This window comes from Oleidesulfovibrio alaskensis DSM 16109 (assembly GCF_000482745.1).
Taxonomy (GTDB): Bacteria; Desulfobacterota; Desulfovibrionia; order Desulfovibrionales; family Desulfovibrionaceae; genus Oleidesulfovibrio; species Oleidesulfovibrio alaskensis.
The window spans coordinates 205,508-221,898 of sequence record NZ_AXWQ01000004.1 but is presented as its reverse complement, the minus strand read 5'-3'; the positions used below and the strand labels follow the sequence as shown (position 1 = coordinate 221,898).

The 16,391-nt window shown below is 57.2% G+C and carries 16 protein-coding genes; 9 read left to right on the top strand and 7 right to left on the bottom strand.

The genetic code is table 11. The features are described from left to right. Positions 1-64 precede the first annotated feature (64 nt). The 7 genes from clpP to H586_RS0101100 all read left to right on the top strand — a co-directional run bounded on the left by clpP (position 65) and on the right by H586_RS0101100 (position 8,226). The gene (gene clpP / locus H586_RS0101130) at positions 65-667 is read left to right on the top strand and encodes an ATP-dependent Clp endopeptidase proteolytic subunit ClpP (RefSeq protein ID WP_011368112.1); all 603 of its coding nucleotides are present in this window, start codon (positions 65-67) and stop codon (positions 665-667) included. A gap of 12 nt (positions 668-679) precedes the next feature. Further along, a complete protein-coding gene (gene clpX, locus H586_RS0101125; RefSeq protein ID WP_011368111.1) occupies positions 680-1,933 on the top strand; it encodes an ATP-dependent Clp protease ATP-binding subunit ClpX in 1,254 nt (417 codons plus the stop codon). Between the two features lie 165 nt (positions 1,934-2,098). Beyond that, on the top strand, positions 2,099-4,558 hold the full coding sequence (gene lon / locus H586_RS0101120; RefSeq protein WP_011368110.1) for an endopeptidase La: 2,460 nt from the start codon (positions 2,099-2,101) through the stop codon (positions 4,556-4,558). Positions 4,559-4,707: 149 nt separating this feature from the next. After that, a complete protein-coding gene (locus H586_RS0101115) occupies positions 4,708-5,340 on the top strand; it encodes a TetR/AcrR family transcriptional regulator (RefSeq protein ID WP_011368109.1) in 633 nt (210 codons plus the stop codon). A gap of 1 nt (position 5,341) precedes the next feature. Next, positions 5,342-6,355: a TRAP transporter substrate-binding protein gene (locus H586_RS0101110; protein WP_027181175.1), complete on the top strand. Its 1,014-nt coding sequence runs from the start codon at positions 5,342-5,344 to the stop codon at positions 6,353-6,355. A 75-nt stretch (positions 6,356-6,430) separates the two neighbouring features. Further along, positions 6,431-6,910, top strand: a complete 480-nt coding sequence (locus H586_RS0101105; RefSeq protein WP_027181174.1) for a TRAP transporter small permease — start codon at positions 6,431-6,433, stop codon at positions 6,908-6,910. Beyond that, the gene (locus H586_RS0101100) at positions 6,910-8,226 is read left to right on the top strand and encodes a TRAP transporter large permease (protein ID WP_027181173.1); all 1,317 of its coding nucleotides are present in this window, start codon (positions 6,910-6,912) and stop codon (positions 8,224-8,226) included. Before H586_RS0101105 ends, H586_RS0101100 begins: the two co-directional genes overlap by 1 nt. Before the next feature lie 63 nt (positions 8,227-8,289). On the opposite strand, the gene H586_RS0101095 is transcribed toward H586_RS0101100, so the two are convergent. From H586_RS0101095 to H586_RS0101065, 7 genes are all read right to left on the bottom strand, one after another. Then, on the bottom strand, positions 8,290-8,886 hold the full coding sequence (locus tag H586_RS0101095; RefSeq protein ID WP_011368105.1) for a FlgO family outer membrane protein: 597 nt from the start codon (positions 8,884-8,886) through the stop codon (positions 8,290-8,292). Positions 8,887-8,908: 22 nt separating this feature from the next. Further along, positions 8,909-9,214: a hypothetical protein gene (locus tag H586_RS17760; RefSeq protein ID WP_011368104.1), complete on the bottom strand. Its 306-nt coding sequence runs from the start codon at positions 9,212-9,214 to the stop codon at positions 8,909-8,911. A gap of 10 nt (positions 9,215-9,224) precedes the next feature. Continuing rightward, positions 9,225-10,067 carry a FlgO family outer membrane protein gene (locus H586_RS17755; protein ID WP_011368103.1) on the bottom strand — a complete coding sequence of 281 codons (843 nt, stop codon included), beginning with the start codon at positions 10,065-10,067 and terminating at the stop codon, positions 9,225-9,227. A 167-nt stretch (positions 10,068-10,234) separates the two neighbouring features. Further along, positions 10,235-10,687 carry a Fur family transcriptional regulator gene (locus tag H586_RS17750; RefSeq protein WP_011368102.1) on the bottom strand — a complete coding sequence of 151 codons (453 nt, stop codon included), beginning with the start codon at positions 10,685-10,687 and terminating at the stop codon, positions 10,235-10,237. A 9-nt stretch (positions 10,688-10,696) separates the two neighbouring features. Next, a complete protein-coding gene (locus tag H586_RS0101075) occupies positions 10,697-11,518 on the bottom strand; it encodes a metal ABC transporter permease (RefSeq protein WP_011368101.1) in 822 nt (273 codons plus the stop codon). Then, a complete protein-coding gene (locus H586_RS0101070; protein WP_027181172.1) occupies positions 11,511-12,326 on the bottom strand; it encodes a metal ABC transporter ATP-binding protein in 816 nt (271 codons plus the stop codon). Before H586_RS0101070 ends, H586_RS0101075 begins: the two co-directional genes overlap by 8 nt. 1 nt (position 12,327) lies before the next feature. Continuing rightward, on the bottom strand, positions 12,328-13,365 hold the full coding sequence (locus H586_RS0101065; RefSeq protein ID WP_027181171.1) for a metal ABC transporter solute-binding protein, Zn/Mn family: 1,038 nt from the start codon (positions 13,363-13,365) through the stop codon (positions 12,328-12,330). 184 nt (positions 13,366-13,549) lie between these two features. Between H586_RS0101065 and ispG the strand changes: the two genes are divergently transcribed. Together ispG and H586_RS0101055 are read left to right on the top strand one after the other, a co-directional pair. After that, entirely contained in the window at positions 13,550-14,629 is a 1,080-nt protein-coding gene (gene ispG / locus H586_RS0101060) for a flavodoxin-dependent (E)-4-hydroxy-3-methylbut-2-enyl-diphosphate synthase (protein ID WP_011368098.1), read from the top strand. A 9-nt stretch (positions 14,630-14,638) separates the two neighbouring features. Next, positions 14,639-16,363 carry a proline--tRNA ligase gene (locus H586_RS0101055; protein ID WP_027181170.1) on the top strand — a complete coding sequence of 575 codons (1,725 nt, stop codon included), beginning with the start codon at positions 14,639-14,641 and terminating at the stop codon, positions 16,361-16,363. The last annotated feature ends 28 nt before the right edge of the window (positions 16,364-16,391 follow it).

Genomic DNA, 16,391 nt, shown 5'->3' with positions numbered 1-16,391 from the left:
ATCCCGATGTCCCGCCGTTCGCTTACGGGCAACAGCCGCATCATCACCCAGGAGTTATCATATCATGCCCATCCCCATGGTTATTGAGTCGACGGGCCGTGCCGAACGGGCCTACGATATTTATTCCAGACTGCTGAAAGACCGTATCATTCTGCTGGGCACCCCCGTGGATGACAATGTTGCTTCACTTATCTGCGCCCAGCTGCTGTTTCTGGAATCGGAAAACCCTGAAAAGGAAATTTATCTGTACATCAATTCGCCCGGCGGAGTGGTGACAGCGGGGCTGGCCATATACGACACCATGCAGTACATTTCCGCGCCTGTGGCCACGTTGTGCATGGGGCAGGCCGCCAGCATGGGGGCTTTTCTGCTGGCCGCAGGTCAGCCCGGCATGCGGTTTGCGCTGCCCAACAGCCGCATCATGATTCATCAGCCCATGGGCGGTGCTCAGGGGCAGGCCACAGACATTGATATTCAGGCTCGGGAAATTCTGCGTCTGAAGGACAGACTGAACGAAATTCTGTCCCGTCACACGGGGCAGCCTCTTGAAAAAATTGTTGAGCATACCGATCGCGATTATTTCATGGGGCCTGAAAATGCAAAGAACTTCGGTATCATTGACCGTATTCTCACATCGCGCAAAGATGTGGAAAAAGACGGCAAATAACAGGAAGGGCTAATGGATAGAAAAAATGACGGGTCTGCACAGGAGCCCAGATGCTCGTTCTGCCAGAAAGGGCCGGACAGCGTAAAGCGCCTGATTTCAGGGCCTGATGTTTATATTTGCGATGCATGCGTAGAGCTGTGCAATGAGATCATTGCGCAGGAGCATGTGCAGGAATCAGTGGATGCGGGCAAGCTGCTCAGCCCTGCGGAAATCAAGGCCAGGCTGGATGAGTATGTCATAGGCCAGCATACGGCCAAGAAAATTCTGTCAGTTGCTGTGCACAACCACTACAAGCGCGTGTTTTTTGCAGAAACACTTTCTGATGAAGTGGAACTGGAAAAAAGCAACATCCTGCTTGTAGGGTCTTCGGGCAGCGGTAAAACCCTGCTGGCTAAAACTCTGGCCCGTGTGCTTAACGTGCCGTTTGCCATAGCCGACGCCACTACTCTGACAGAGGCCGGATACGTGGGCGAAGATGTTGAAAACATTCTGGTGCAGCTGCTGCAGAATGCCGATTATGACATCGAAGCCGCTTCCAAGGGTATCGTGTATATTGATGAAATCGACAAAATCTCCCGCAAGGGCGACGGTCCTTCCATCACCCGCGATGTTTCCGGCGAAGGCGTGCAGCAGGCGCTGCTTAAAATCATCGAAGGCACCGAAGCCAATATTCCGCCCAAGGGGGGGCGCAAGCATCCCCAGCAGGAATTCATCCGGCTTGATACGTCAAATATCCTGTTCATCATGGGCGGGGCATTTATCGGGCTGGACAAGATAATCGAGCAGCGGATGCATGGCGGTGCCATGGGCTTTGGCGTCAAGGTAGCCTCGAAAAAGGAGACCCCGCTTTCCGACCTGCTTGGCAACGTGCATCCCAACGATCTGGTCAAGTTCGGGCTTATTCCCGAATTCATCGGTCGTATTCCGGTCATTACGCATGTGAATGAACTTGCGGAAGATGACCTTGTGCGCATTCTGCAGGAGCCGAAAAATGCCCTGGTGCGCCAGTACCAGAAGTTGTTCGAGCTGGATCACGTGAAGCTGCGCTTTACCAGCAATGCACTGCGCGCGGTGGCCCGTCAGGCCATAGAACGCAAAACCGGCGCCCGCGGGCTGCGCAACGTGCTTGAGTCCGTCATGCTTGAAATTATGTTCAATCTGCCTTCCATGACCGGCGTTAAAGAGTGTGTCATCAACACCGCGGTGGTCGAAGAAGGCAAGGAGCCTATTTTCCTGTACCAGACGGAAGCCAAAACCGGAACCTGATGCCCGCCAGACGGGAATCATCGTTCCGACGGCTCCCGCCGGCCGGGTTCCCGAAAGGGAAACGCCTGCCGGAGAATTGACAATTCCGACAGGGGCGTTAGCTTTTGGTCTGACGTCCCTTTCTTTTTCAACGTGCCGGACGTTGACCTTCTTCAGGAGGAGTAAATGACAGATTTTGATGCAGAATTTTCCGCAGGAAACCCTGAGGGAATCCAGCTTCCGCTTATGTCTCTGCGAGAGGTGGTCATGTTTCCGCGCTCCATCGTTCCTCTTTTTGTGGGACGTGAAGCGTCTATCAAGGCCATCGACAGCGCCATAGAGCATTATGGCAAGACTATTTTTCTGGTGGCGCAGCGCGAGCCTGAACTGGAAAAGCCCGGTCCCGAGGATGTGTTTCCTGTGGGAACCGTCAGTAAGATTCTTCAGATTCTCCGCTTGCCCGACGGCACCATAAAGGTGCTTTTTGAAGGTCTGTACCGCGCCCGCTGGACAGGCGGCGAACTTTCTGTGGAATCTGGTGATTCCGCGTACCCTGTTGTTACGGTGGACCCGCTGGATGACGACGGCGATGCCGGTCCTGAAGCGGATGCTTTGGTGCGGGCCACACATGAGGCTCTGGAAGAATACAGCAAGACCAACAAAAAGCTTGCGCAGGAGGCTCTGGCAGCCATTCTGTCGCTGACATCGCCCGGCAAACTGGCAGATGCCGTCATGCCGCACCTTAAGGTGGAGTATCGTAAAAAGCAGGAAGTGCTGGAAAACACCGACCCCGCTAGCCGTCTGGAAGCCGTGTTTGAAATGTTGCAGGGCGAGATTGCCATATCGTCCATGGAAAAGCGCATCAAAAACCGTGTGAAAAATCAGATGGAGCGCAACCAGCGCGAGTACTACCTGAACGAACAGATAAAGGCCATTCACAAGGAAATGGGGCGCGAAGACGACCCGCAGGCCGAAGTGAACGACCTTGAAGAGCAGCTCAAAGCCAAGGATATGCCTGATGAGGCGCGTGAAAAAGCCTTGCGCGAACTTAAAAAGCTGCGCCAGATGCCGCCTTCTTCCGCAGAATACACCGTGGTGCGCAACTATGTGGACTGGATAATCGATCTTCCCTGGAATGCGCTGAAAGAAACGACCATCGACATAGAAGAAGCCCGCCGCACGCTGGATAATGACCATTACGGTCTGGAAAAGCCCAAAGAGCGTATTCTGGAATATCTGGCTGTGCAAAAGCTTGTGAAAAAGCTGAAAGGCCCTATTTTGTGTCTTGTCGGGCCTCCCGGCGTGGGCAAGACATCGCTTGCCCGTTCGGTGGCCACGGCCACAGGACGGGAGTTTGTGCGGCTTTCGCTGGGCGGCGTGCGTGACGAAGCCGAAATCAGAGGGCACCGCCGTACATATGTGGGGGCACTGCCCGGAAAGATTCTGCAGTCGCTCAAGCGGGTAAAGTTCAACAACCCGCTTTTCTGCCTTGACGAAATAGACAAGATGAGCACCGACTTCCGTGGTGATCCTTCTTCGGCTCTGCTGGAAGTGCTTGACCCCGAGCAGAACGGCACGTTCGGCGACCATTATCTTGATCTGGACTACGACCTTTCGCAGATCTTTTTTATAACCACGGCCAACAGCCTGCATTCCATTCCGCTGCCGCTGCAGGACCGCATGGAGATAATCCGGCTGCCCGGCTATCTGGAAACGGAAAAGCGCCGTATCGCACGCGATTTTCTGCTGCCCAAGCAGATAGAGCAGCACGGCCTGAAACCGGAAAATGTCCGGCTTTCAGACAATGCCCTGCTCGACATTATCCGTTCCTACACGCGTGAAGCAGGTGTACGTAACCTTGAGCGCGAAATCGCCACCATCTGCCGCAAGTCAGCCATGCAGCTTGTGGAAAAAGATGACATGGACCGAGCAGTGACTGTTTCCAGACAGAATCTGGGAACGTTTCTCGGGGTCAAAAAGTACCGGTACGGAGAAAAGGAAAACCAGCCGCAGGTAGGGGTTTCCACAGGGCTTGCATGGACGGAGCTTGGCGGAGAACTGCTGCTGGTGGAAACTGCCATCATGCCCGGAACAGGCAAGGTATCCATCACCGGAAAGCTGGGTGATGTGATGACGGAATCTGCCAAGGCGGCTCTTTCCTATGTGCGCTCGCGTTCCGACATGTTCGGTCTGCGTCCTGATTTTCATAAGGAAATAGACATTCATGTGCACGTTCCCGAGGGCGCCACGCCCAAGGACGGCCCTTCGGCGGGTATCACGCTTGCCACGTCGCTTGTATCTGCGCTGCTGGGCGTACCGGTAAGCGACGAACTGGCCATGACCGGTGAAATAACGCTGCGGGGCAGGGTGCTGCCCATCGGCGGACTGCGTGAAAAACTGCTGGCTGCGCACCGCGGGCACATTACAAAAGTGCTCATTCCCCGTGATAACGAAAAGGATCTGAAGGAAGTGCCTGATGAAATTCTGAAAGGTCTTACCGTGGTTCCTGTTGATCATGTGGATGATGTGCTGCCCCATGCACTGCTGGCGGAAGCCGATGCCATATTCAACGGTATGGAAGGCCATACCCCGCTTTCCTGTTCTTTGAGAAAAGGGGCGGAGGTTCCGGCTTCCACTCCGCAGTAGACGAAGGCTTTTGCGCACTGTATCAAACGCCCCGCTGAAAAGCGGGGCGTTTCTTTTATGACGTGCGTTGACTTTGCGTTACGAGAAGAGTAGTTACCGTAAAAAGTGACCATCGGTCACAAAGTAAACACTGGTCACAAGGGTGTGCCATGAGACGCAGACAGCAGGAAAAAACACAGCAGACCCAGACCGAGCTGCTGGACGCGGCGCAGCGTCTTTTTGAAGAAAAAGGTTTTTTTGCCACAACCATAGCAGAAATAACTGCCCGGGCAGGTTACGCCAAAGGAAGCTTTTACCGCCACTGGGCGGGTAAAGACGAACTGATCCTGCAGCTTATCGAGCAGAAGCTGGCTGCCTACAGGGCCCGCAGGGCGGAGCGCCTGCAAAGCGCGCGTTCGCTGGAAGAAGCACTGGATGCTGTCTGGGATTTTCTGGACAGCATAGTGGACGACCGCAACTGGTCGAGGGTTTTTCTGGAATTCACCATTCACGCTTCACGCGATGAACGGTTGAAGGCAGAGCTGGCTAAACGCATATACCGCCTTTCGGACGCCATGTTTGCCGATATTGTGGGCGGCTATGTGCCACAGGGGTATCCTGCGGAAAAAATGGGTGCTCTTAACACCGCGTTGTTTGAGGGATTTCTTATTCACAGCATTCTGGGCACAGGTACGCTGCAGACCCGTGATGTTCGTCTGGCGGCGCGGGCTCTGGCCCTGGCGCTTAAGGACGGTTCTGAACAGGAACCGGCAACCGCGACAGAAAGCAGTTCGGGAGGGTAGTGTGAAACGTCTGATGTTACTGGCCGTATGTGCGGTCTTGCTTGGAGTGTCCGGCTTTGCTTCTGTATGTCTGGGGCAGACGTACAGGCTGACATACAGCAGCTTTTTTCCGCCCTCGCATGTGCAGTCCGTACTGGCGGAAGAGTGGGCGCGGGAAGTTGAAAAAAGAACAGCAGGTGCTGTCGTCATTGATTTTTATCCTGCCGGAACCCTGACAGGGGCAAGGCAGGCCTACGACGGCGTGGTGCAGGGGATTTCTGACATCGGGCTCTCCGCGCTGGCGTATTCCAGAGGACGTTTTCCGCTTATGGAAGCCGTGGACCTGCCGCTGGGGTATACCAGCGGGGCGCAGGCCACACGGGTTGCAAACAGCGTGTACAGTCACTTTGTGCCGCGCGAACTGCAGGACGTGCATGTGCTGTATTTTCATGCCCATGGTCCCGGGCTGCTGCATACGCGGCAAAAGGCGGTGCGCTCGCTGGAAGATATGCAGGGCTTGAAGCTGCGTGCCACAGGAAATTCCGCCAGTGTGGTCAAAGCACTGGGCGGGACGCCCGTGGCCATGTCGATGCCTGAATCATATCAGTCCATCCAGCGCGGCGTGGTTGACGGCGGCATGTATCCTGCCGAAACAAACAAAGGCTGGAAAATGGCGGAAGTTGTTGATTACTGCACGGAGGCCGTGCCCGTGGCGTATACGACAACGTTTTTTGTGGTGATGAATAAAGACCGGTGGGAATCTCTGCCCGGCGAGGTGCAGGAGACCATCACCCGGATAAGCCGCGAGTGGGCACCGCGCCATGGTGCGGCGTGGGACGAGAGCGACGCAGAAGGCAGGGCGTTTTTTGCAGAGCAGGGCAACAGCTTCATCACGCTGGAAGAGGCCGAGATGGCACGCTGGAAGCAGGCTGTCGAGCCGGTGGTTCAGGAGTATGTGCGGCAGGCCGCAAAGCGTGGTGTGGATGCTGAGGGCGTGGTGGAGTTTATCCGCAATGAGCTTGCAAGCGGCCGTTGAAGCCGGTGTCTTGCTTGAACAGTGATTACAGGCACGGGATATCCCGTGCCTGTTTGTCCGTAAGAGGAAACAGAAGTGAAATGGCTTGATGGTATGCTGTCGGGGACAGAGAACCTGATGCGGGCGGGTGCAGGATGCTCCCTGTGCGGTATGGTGCTGGTTACTGCTGCGGATGTGGCAGGCAGGGCCTTTGCTTCGCCGCTTTTCGGTACAGAAGAGCTTGTGGCCTTTCTGGCGGCGCTGACGGCGGGCTTTTCACTGCCGTATGCGCACAGGATGCAAAGTCATATCGCGGTGGAGATTTTTATCAGACGGTACGGCCGGAAAGTGCGGCGGGTGATCAGGCTGCTGGTCGATGCAGTCTGTCTGGCGCTGTTCAGTGTTCTGGCATGGCGTCTTTTCGATTATGCCGTTTCCATGCGCCGTTCCGGCGTACTGTCCATGAATCTGGAACTGCCGGAATATCTGGTAGTCGCTCTGGTGGGGCTGGGCGTTGTTGTGTTCGCGCTGCATCTGGTGTGCGACGTGCTGCGGGCCGTACGGGGAGAAGCATGATGGATCCCACGATTGCGGGTATTTGCGGCATTGCTGCCATGATGGTGCTTTTCATGCTGCGCATGCCGGTGGCTTATGCCATGCTGCTGGTGGGGGTTGCCGGGTTCAGTATGCTTACCAGCGTCACCGGCGGGCTGAACATGCTGGGGCGGTCGGTATATTCCACGTTTGCCTCGCACGAGCTGAGCACCATCCCTTTGTTCATTCTCATGGGGCAGATTGCTTTCAACGCGGGTATAAGCCGGCGGCTTTATGACACCGCGTATTGTTTTTTGGGCCATGTGCGCGGCGGGCTGGCCATGGCCACGGTTTCCGCCTGTACGGCATTCGGCGCTGTCTGCGGATCCAGTCCGGCCACGGCGGCCACCATGGCCACAGTGGGCCTGCCCGAGATGAAGCGCTTCGGATATTCGGACGAACTGGCCGCTGGCGCCGTGGCTTCCGGCGGCGGGCTGGGCATGATCATGCCGCCCAGTGTTGTTCTGCTGGTTTACGGAGTGCTCACAGAGCAGTCCATAGGCGCTCTGTTCGTCGCCGGTATTCTGCCCGCCTTGCTGCTTACCTTGCTTTTTATCGCGGCGGTTGCGGTGCAGTGCCTGCTGTACCCGAAGCACGGACCGGCAGGCCGGCGTTCGTCATGGCGTTGCCGTCTGCGTTCACTTATGGGGCTGGTGGACACTCTGCTTGTTTTTGCGCTTGTCATCGGCGGCATGTTCTACGGCTGGTTCACCCCCACGGAGGCTGCTTCCATCGGCGTGCTCGGGGTGTTTGTGCTTGCCGTATCCAGAGGGCATCTGGGATGGCGGGGTTTTGTCAAAGCCGTGGATGAGACCCTGCGCACATCATGCATGGTCATGCTGCTGATAGCCGGTGCCACCGTGTTCGGCAAATTTCTTGCCGTGACCCGTATTCCTTTTGACATTGCCGGCTGGGTAGGTGGTTTTGATCTGCCGGCCTTTGCCGTTATGGGACTTGTGGTGGCCGTGTACTTTGTGGGCGGCTGCTTTATGGATTCACTGGCGCTGGTCATGCTGACCATACCGGTGTTCTATCCTCTGGTGCTCAATCTGGGGTACGACCCTGTCTGGTTCGGCATCATCATTGTGCTGGTAACTGAAATGGGGGTCATCACTCCGCCGGTGGGTATAAATGTCTATGTTGTGTACGGCATTGCCCAGCAGGTTGTTCCGGGCGGTATAGCTCTGGAGAGTGTGTTCAAGGGGGTTCTGCCTTTTCTTGTGGCGGTGATTGCGGGCATTGCCCTGCTGCTTTGCTTTCCGCAGATTGTCACCCTGTTGCCATCGCTGATGTATTGAGAACGGTACAGCAAAAACCGCCCCGTGGCATCACGGGGCGGTCTGTTTTTGTACGGCCGGTTGTCAGCGCAGCGAGGTGCCTACACTGGGTGAATATCCTGTGGCGCGGTACATGTGGCCCGAATCCAGCAGCGAACGTAGCTCCCGGGTGAGCGGCAGCGTGCCGCTGGCCATGGCCAGCACCTCGTTGCTGGGGGCATGCAGCAGTCGTATGTTGAACCGGACATGCTTCGGGGTGCGCGTGTAGGTTCCGCTCAGCATGAGGGTGGTGCGCAGGTTTTCGTTGGCAAGCAGCCGCTGTTTGCGGGTAAGCATTATTTCGCCTTTGCGCGGTGCAAACATCACGCCGCGGCTTTTGCGGATTTCCTGCACCTTGTAGCCGGCCTGAGCAAACCAGGCCGCCAGTTCTTCACTCATCTGGCGTGCCAGCGGGTTGGCTGCTTCAAAATCGTTTATATCCACAGGGGTGGTCACTATCAGTGAGTATCCTTTGACGGGGGTTTCAAACAGGCCCAGACGTTCGGCCAGCTGGCTGTCTATGCTGCGCGCCACGGCGTCAGCTGTCTGGGGCAGACTTTGGGCGGCTGCGGCAAGAGGAAGCAGCAGAGCCAGCATCAGCAGGCCGACGGCTATATGAAATGAATATGTTCTGACATGCATGTCCGTATCTCCCGCGCTGATTTCAGCGCATGCTGCGTACCATGCGGTCGGCTGCCTGCAGTTCATGCTGCAGGCGTTCACGCAGGTCTTCATTGCGGGCAAGAGAGAGTGCCACAAGGTACTGTTCCCGTGCCAGTTCGTAGCGCCCCTGTTCCATAAAAAGGCGCGCCTGCCGGTAGCTGCCCAGTGCCTGTGAATCATATTCCACCACCACCTGTGCGGGCGGAGGAGGGGGCGGGGCCTGTTCCGGCATGGTGGAGCACCCTGCCGTCAGCAGGACGGCACCCGTGCACAGGGCCATGATGATTGCGACTTTGCTGTTGCGCATGGCTGCTCCGTTAATGAATGTCGTCGCCAAGGTCGATACTTGTCAGATCAGTGGCGCGGGTCATTATTTCAAAATCCTGCATGCCGACATAGGTGGATTCCAGCTTTACATCCGTGGATGCCAGCATGCGTCTGGTGACACCGGTTACCGGAAACACCAGCTGTCCCGTGCGCAGCACAAGGCCGTCGGACGCTCTGATAAGCCGCGCGTTGACGAATACACTGTATCTGTCGCGGTAGTATGTGCCTGTCAGATAAATATTGGCGGCGGGAGAAGCCGCGATGACCTGATTGCCGCGCGAGAGAATGAATTCCCCTTCGGCTCGGCGTGTGGCTATGCCTTGCTGAAGCCGGTATTCCCGTACGGGAAAGCCCCGCTGGTTGAATTCGTAGAACAGCTGTTCGGCAATATATCTGCCAAAGGATGAGCTCTGCTCGAAATTGTCCTGATTGACAAAAGAAGCAGGCAGTGCGGCAACTCCTCTCAGCGCTTTTTCCGCCTTGCCTTCCAGCAGCTGATCCGCCAGTTCTCGTATTTTCAGTTTGAGCTCACGGGCGTCGTCGTATTCAGGCGAAGGCGGCTGCACGGCACGGTCTTCGGTGATGTGCACAAGACCGTTGTTGCCGTCGGACACCACAACTCCGCGGGGCAGCCCGTGCACGGTGCGCAGGGTGGTTCTGCCGCCCTGTACCAGCGTGTGGTCGCCCTGCGGATTCTGCACCCGCAACGCCGTGCCGGTATTAAAGCCTTCCATGCCGGTGCCGTGCTGCATGTCTTCGGCCAGCGCTGCGGGCGCTGTCGTCAGCACTCCCGCCATGGCGCATGCCAGCAGTGTATTTTTCAGGATTGACATCCATGTCCTCCGTATACTTCTGCCGCTTCCCTGCGGCGAATTAGTAGCATCCGATAAGCATATCGGCAGCTGGCGGTATTTCTTAAGTGCAGAGAGCATCCGGATATGCCGGTGCAGAAAATGCGGAGGTCATAAAGAAACAAAGGCCCGCGGGGGGCCTTTGTATGTCAGGAATGGTCAGTCTGTCTTTTGGAGCAGGCGGCGCACAGCCCGTCCAGCCGTATTTCGATGCGCTGCACGTCTACATTATGTTCTGCGGCTGTGCGCATGGCCCACTGTTCCAGCGGTGCGGGAGCAAGGCAATGCATTCTGCCGCACTTGCGGCAATAGAAGTGGCAGTGGGGCGTTATACCGTTTTCCGGTGTGCTGCAGTAGCGGAACGACCTGTCGGCGGCGCTTGTTTTGCTGATAACTCCCCGTGCCGCCAGCGTATCCAGCGTGCGGTACAGGGTAACTCTGTCCATGGTTCCTGCCGGCAGGGCTTCCAGCACCTCCTGCGCGCTTGCGGCATATCCCATGCCGTGCAGGGCGCGCAGTGCGGCCAGACGGTTGGGGGTGGCTTCCAGCCCTGCCGTCAAAAGGCACTGTTCAGCGCCGGCGGTATGATGGTTGTCTGTCATTATGCCATCCTACAGTGCGGCGGTGCGCGCTCTGCGCAGCCGCGAGGCCGCAGCTGTGACGCAGACGCACGCCACTCCGGCGGCTATGATGGCCGCGCCGGATGTCAGATTGAACATGTACGAAAGCCACAGACCGCACAGGCAGAACACCATGCTCCACAGCGTGGAGGCAAACATCATGCCGCCCATGGTGCGCGCGGTGCGCGCCGCGGCGAAAGTGGGCAGCGTAAGCAGCGCGATGACAAGAATAAGCCCCGCAATGCGGATGAGCATGACCACGGTGACTGCCGCCATGGCGATGAGCAGCAGGTACAGGAGTCTGGCCGGAACACCCCGCGCGGCTGCGTATTCTTCGTCAAACGATGCCACCAGCAGCGGCTGGTAAAAATAGGCTACGGCGCTCACGATGACCGCGTCCAGCCCCGCCATAAGCCACAGGTCTCCGGCGGGAACCGCCATGATGCTGCCGAAAAGATAGCTCATGAGATCGACGTTATATCCGGGGGTGAGGTCCAGCAGGATAATGCCGGCAGCCATGCCGGCAGCCCATAGAACTCCTATGGCGGCATCGGCCCGTTGTCTGTCGCGTCGGGCTATGTCGGCCATGATCAGCGAGGTGGCCACAGAGAATCCGAGGGTGCACGGCAGTACGGGCAGCCCGAAATAAAAAGCCAGTCCGACACCGCCGTATGCCGCATGGGCAACTCCGCCGGCCAGAAAAACCAGCCGGTTGACCACCACCAGCGTGCCTATGATGCCGCAGGCGATGCTGGCCAGCAGGGCCGCCAGCAAGGCGTGCTGCATAAAGTCATATGAAAGGGCTTCAATCATGTCTTTTCTCCGGCAGCGTGGGAAAGATGGTCGAAACGGAGTTGATGAATGTGCCCATGGGGCAGGTTTTATCGTGAGTGCCGTAGAGCATGGTCAGCATCTCGGCAGTCAATGCGGGCCCCGCATTGTACCTCAGCGTTCTGTTGACAAGTGCCACGGCACTGAACGCGGAACCGGCAATGGACAGATCGTGACTGACCACAACAATGGTCATGGGGCCGCGCAGCTCTGCCAGAAACTCGTAGAAACAGAACTTGCCTTGCGGGTCGATGTTGGAAGTGGGCTCATCCAGCAGCAGAAGGAGCGGGTCGGAAACCAGCGCCCGCGCCACAAGCACCCGCTGGCGCTGTCCGCCTGACAGGTCTGAAAAGCGGCTGGCCGCAAGATGCTCCAGCCCGACGGTCTCCATGCACTGCATGGCTTTCTGCCGTTCGGCAGGGGTATGTCGCCACCTGCCGAACAGCCCTTTTCCGTCACGGTTGGCAAGCCCCATCAGCACCACATCAAGCGCACTGGCAGGAAAAGAGGGCTTCGCCGTGATACTTTGCGGTACATAGCCGACCTTGTGCAGTACTTCCCGCGGTTCTTCGCCGAACAGGCGCACTGTTCCTGCTGTGGGTTTCAGCAGCCCCAGTAACAGCTTGAACAGTGTGGTCTTGCCGCCGCCGTTGGGGCCGAGCACCGCAAGATACTCGCCCTCGTCCACACGCAGCGAGATGTTGTCCAGTGCCAGCCCCCGGTCGCCGTAAGCTGTGCGGCTGTCGTAGCTGAAGCTGACAGCGTTCACATCTATGACAGGTTGCGTCATTTCAGTTACCGAATGAGGCTGCAAAAGCTTCTGCCACACTGATGAGGTTGTCAGCCCAGTCTGCAGCCAGCGGGTCTGCCGTGACTACGGTACCGCCTATGCTGCGGGCGATGACAGCCGCACTTTTCTGAGAAAACTGCGGTGCAGCGAAAACGACGCGGATATTTTTTTCCTGCGCTGTCTCTATGAGTTCACGCAAGGTGCGGGGGCTCGGTTCCTTGCCCTGCAGTTCGATGGGAATCTGGTGCAGCCCGTAATCGGCGGCAAAATATCCCCACGAAGGGTGGAAAACCATGAAGGCTCTTCTGTCTGACGGAGTGGAGGCGAAAATGGCGCGCAGCCTCGTGTCGAGTGCATCGGCTTCCTGCTCAAAAGCAGCCAGATTGGCACGGTAGAGCTGCGCATGCTGAGGCGCTGTTCTGATGAGCGCTTCTGTCGCGGTGCGTGCCATTACCTTCATATTGGCAGGCGAAAGCCATACATGGGGATCGCTGCCTCCTTCGTGTTCGTGCCCGTGCTCGTCATGCCCGTGCTCGTCATGTCCGTGTTCATGCGGGGCAATTCCGGCATGGTCGCTGTGTTCCGTTTCGTGGTGTCCGTGTTCCTCGTGGTCATGGTGACCGTCTTCGTCGTGGCTGTGTGCCTCATGGGCATGACGGTCGTCTTCGTGATGGTGTTCCGCCATGGGCAGTTTGGTAATGCCGTTATCCATGGCAACCGGTGTCATGGCTTTGCTGGCCGAAAGAATGCGCTCAAGCCATGCCGATTCAAAAGGAACCCCGATGGAAAAGTAGAGATCGGCTCCGGCAAGGGCGGCGAGCTGAGCGGGGCGGGGCTCATATGTTGCCGGACTGGCACCCGGAAGCACCATCACCGAGACATCGGCTGTGTCTCCTGCGATTTTTTCGATAAGATATTTTTGCGGAATGATGCTGACAGCCACGGAAACGTCGGCCGCGGCTGCGGTGCCGCCAAGGGGCATAAGCCCCGTGAACAATGTTATAAACGCCGTTGCGGCGTACTGAAACAGGCGGTTCATACTGACTCCTGCCGGTGATAGGGTTATGAGAATGCAACTCAGTTGCATAGTATGTGGCTGCACAGGCTTTCTGTCAACGCATCCCTGCGGATAAAATGCGTCCTGTCCGCCCCGATGCTTGGCTTGCCTGTGGAAATGCAGTATGAAGCCTGCATCCGTAACCGAGCCAATAAGGATGCTTTACATGACCATTGCACGCAGAAAATCGCGCGAAGTAACCATTGGAAACGTGCGTATCGGCGGAGATAATCCCGTAGTTGTCCAGAGCATGACCAACACCGATACGCGTGACGTCGAGCAGACCGTGGAACAGATCAACAGCCTTGCCGAAGCCGGCTGCGAGATTGTCCGCGTGGCTGTGCTTAATGATGATGCTGCATGGGCTATCAGGCCGATCAAAGATCAGGTCACGGTGCCGTTGGTGGCGGACATTCATTTTGACCATCGTCTCGCTGTTTCCGCTCTGGAGGCAGGCGTGGACGCCCTGCGCATCAATCCGGGCAACATCGGCGGTCAGAAAAACGTGGACAAGGTGGTGGATGCTGCCAAGGCCCACGGTTCCGTCATCCGTGTGGGAGTGAACGGCGGTTCGCTGGAGCGCGATCTGGTGGAAAAATACTGCGGTCCCACGCCGGAGGCCATGGTGGAAAGCGCTTTACGCCATGTGCGGATGCTGGAAGACCGCAATTTTGACAACATCAAGATTTCGCTCAAATCCTCTTCCGTAACGGATACTGTAACGGCGTACCGGCTGCTCGGGCAGCAGTGTGAATATCCTTTGCATATCGGCGTGACAGAAGCGGGCACCATGCTGCGCGGCTCTGTCAAGTCGTCGGTGGGCATAGGCATATTGCTGTGGCAGGGCATAGGTGATACTTTGCGGGTTTCGTTGACGGAAGATCCCGTGGCCGAAATGGCTGTGGCATGGGAAATTCTGCGTTCACTGGGGCTGCGTTTCCGCGGACCGGAAATTATATCCTGTCCTACCTGCGGCCGTACCGAAATTGATCTCATTTCGCTGGCCGGAGAGATTGAACGCAGGCTGCAGAACGAAACCCAGAGTTTTAAAGTGGCAGTCATGGGCTGTGTGGTCAACGGTCCGGGTGAAGCACGGGAAGCGGATATCGGTATTGCCGGCGGCCGTGACAAGGGTATCATTTTCCGCCACGGCGAGGTTATCCGGACCGTGAAAGGCGGTTCCAACCTGCTGGCTGCTTTTAATGAAGAACTGGATAAATTTTTGGCTGAACGTCAAGGACGGTAAAAAACAACAATGCGCTGGAGCAATTTTTATATTCCCACCCTTAAAGAAGCCCCTGCCGATGCGGAAGTGGTAAGCCACAAGCTGCTGATCCGTGCGGGAATGATCCGCAAGCTTACTTCGGGGATTTATATTTATCTGCCGCTGGGGCTGCGCTCTATCGAAAAGGCGGCGTCCATCGTGCGTCAGGAGATGAACAGCGCCGGAGCACAGGAACTGCTTATGCCCATGGTGCAGCCTGCCGACCTGTGGCAGGAGAGCGGCCGCTGGGATTTTTACGGCAAAGAACTGCTGCGTATTTCAGACCGGCACGGCCGCGATTACTGCCTTGGGCCCACGCACGAAGAGGTCATTACCGACCTTGTGCGGGGTGAGGTGCGTTCGTACCGGCAGCTGCCTCTGAATCTGTATCAGATCCAGACCAAGTTCCGCGACGAAATCCGCCCGCGTTTCGGGCTGATGCGCGGCCGTGAATTTATGATGAAGGATGCGTACTCCTTTGACCGGGACGCACAGGGGCTGGATATCAGCTACCGTGCCATGTACGAAGCCTATATGAAAATTTTCAGCCGTATGGGGCTGAAATTCCGCGCAGTGGAAGCGGATTCCGGTTCCATAGGCGGCAGTTTTTCGCATGAGTTCATGGTGCTGGCCGAAACAGGCGAAGACACTATAGCATTCTGCCACGACTGTGATTATTCCGCCAACGTCGAACGTGCGGAAGTAGTGTGCACGCTGGATGAATGCGACGCCCCCGTTGCCGGTGTGGAAGAGGTGCATACTCCTGACCGGCACACGGTGGAAGAAGTGTGCGAGTTCATGAATGTGCCTGCCGCAGCGCTGATCAAAACCCTGCTGTATGTGGCCGACGGCGAGCCTGTTGCCGCTTTGGTGCGCGGTGACCGCGAGCTTAACGAGGCCAAACTGAAAAACCTGCTGCGTGCCGATACTCTGGAACTGGCCTCTCCTGAACAGGTCAGGGAATGGACCGGCGCACCGGTGGGATTTGCCGGCCCTGTTGGGCTGGGCGTGAAACGCCTGTTTGCCGATAATGAGCTGCGGCTTGCCACGGACTGGATAACCGGTGCCAACAAGGCAGACACGCACCTGCGGCATGTAAGCCTGAAACGCGACACCCGCCTTTCGGGATATGCCGACCTGCGCATGATTACGGAAAAGGATCCCTGCCCGCGGTGTTCCGGCACGCTGGAGCTTACCCGCGGTATTGAAGTGGGCCACGTTTTCAAGCTGGGCACAAAATACAGCGAGGCCATGGGCTGCAAGTTCCTTGACGAGAACGGCAAGGAACAGGTCATGCTGATGGGTTGCTACGGCATAGGCGTTTCCCGTGTGGTGGCCGCCTGTATTGAACAGAACAGTGACGAGAACGGCATTGTTTTTCCGCCCCCCATTGCCCCCTTCGAGGTGCTGCTGCTTAATCTGGACGGCAAGAACGATGATGTGAACGCCAGAGTGGACGAGCTGTACGGGGCAGTGCAGGCAGCCGGATGCGATGTGCTGATGGACGACCGTAATGAGCGTCCCGGGGTCAAGTTCAAGGATGCTGACCTGATAGGTGTTCCCATGCAGCTGGTTGTTGGCGGAAAAGGCCTTGCCAGAGGCATTGTGGAGGCCAAGGACCGCCGTACCGGTGAAAAAACGGAACTGCCCGTGGACGGGTTTGCGCAGGCTTTTGCCGCATGGCGCAGGCAGGTTCTGCAGGGCTGGGGTCTGTAATACGCTGACAGTCTGCCGCCCGTGTCCC

Bases quoted from the DNA above. Each gene is read 5' to 3' on its own strand.
- clpP (WP_011368112.1), top strand. From the start codon at position 65: ATGCCCATCCCCATGGTTATTGAGTCGACGGGCCGTGCCGAACGGGCC.
- clpX (WP_011368111.1), top strand. From the start codon at position 680: ATGGATAGAAAAAATGACGGGTCTGCACAGGAGCCCAGATGCTCGTTC.
- lon (WP_011368110.1), top strand. From the start codon at position 2,099: ATGACAGATTTTGATGCAGAATTTTCCGCAGGAAACCCTGAGGGAATC.
- H586_RS0101115 (WP_011368109.1), top strand. From the start codon at position 4,708: ATGAGACGCAGACAGCAGGAAAAAACACAGCAGACCCAGACCGAGCTG.
- H586_RS0101100 (WP_027181173.1), top strand. From the start codon at position 6,910: ATGGATCCCACGATTGCGGGTATTTGCGGCATTGCTGCCATGATGGTG.
- H586_RS0101095 (WP_011368105.1), bottom strand. From the start codon at position 8,886: ATGCATGTCAGAACATATTCATTTCATATAGCCGTCGGCCTGCTGATG.
- H586_RS17760 (WP_011368104.1), bottom strand. From the start codon at position 9,214: ATGCGCAACAGCAAAGTCGCAATCATCATGGCCCTGTGCACGGGTGCC.
- H586_RS17755 (WP_011368103.1), bottom strand. From the start codon at position 10,067: ATGTCAATCCTGAAAAATACACTGCTGGCATGCGCCATGGCGGGAGTG.
- H586_RS17750 (WP_011368102.1), bottom strand. From the start codon at position 10,687: ATGACAGACAACCATCATACCGCCGGCGCTGAACAGTGCCTTTTGACG.
- H586_RS0101075 (WP_011368101.1), bottom strand. From the start codon at position 11,518: ATGATTGAAGCCCTTTCATATGACTTTATGCAGCACGCCTTGCTGGCG.
- H586_RS0101070 (WP_027181172.1), bottom strand. From the start codon at position 12,326: ATGACGCAACCTGTCATAGATGTGAACGCTGTCAGCTTCAGCTACGAC.
- H586_RS0101065 (WP_027181171.1), bottom strand. From the start codon at position 13,365: ATGAACCGCCTGTTTCAGTACGCCGCAACGGCGTTTATAACATTGTTC.
- ispG (WP_011368098.1), top strand. From the start codon at position 13,550: ATGACCATTGCACGCAGAAAATCGCGCGAAGTAACCATTGGAAACGTG.
- H586_RS0101055 (WP_027181170.1), top strand. From the start codon at position 14,639: ATGCGCTGGAGCAATTTTTATATTCCCACCCTTAAAGAAGCCCCTGCC.